The 269-nt window shown below is 63.9% G+C and carries 1 pseudogene; it reads left to right on the top strand.

Annotation, left to right across the window (positions count from 1 at the left end):
- Positions 1–269: pseudogene (locus R0J88_RS20500) on the top strand (hypothetical protein); the annotation flags it as partial.

The following is a 269-nucleotide window of genomic DNA, read 5'->3' as shown; positions in this document are numbered from 1 at the left end:
CTGTGCATGACCAACGGCGAGACACAGTGGCAGCTCAAGCAGGTCTTCGGTTGGCGTCTCTACAGCGATGGCAACATCGAGGCCTTGCGGGTCGATGAGGCTCGCGTCACCCAGACACCGGTGCTGGCCGGCGACGACTGCCTGTACCCGGGGCGCAGCCGGCATGATGTGGTCTATTTCTTCCAGCGCGCCATCGCCAATCAGATTCGCGAGCAGGACCCGGCGACGCTGGAGGCTCTCGCGCTGATGATGACTGGCGAGAGCGACCA

Source organism: Pseudoalteromonas sp. SIMBA_162 (assembly GCF_046535955.1).
GTDB classification, from domain to species: domain Bacteria; phylum Pseudomonadota; class Gammaproteobacteria; order Enterobacterales; family Alteromonadaceae; genus Pseudoalteromonas; species Pseudoalteromonas marina.
Note: the sequence above shows the minus strand (reverse complement) of the source record. Positions and strands in the feature narration are given on the sequence as shown.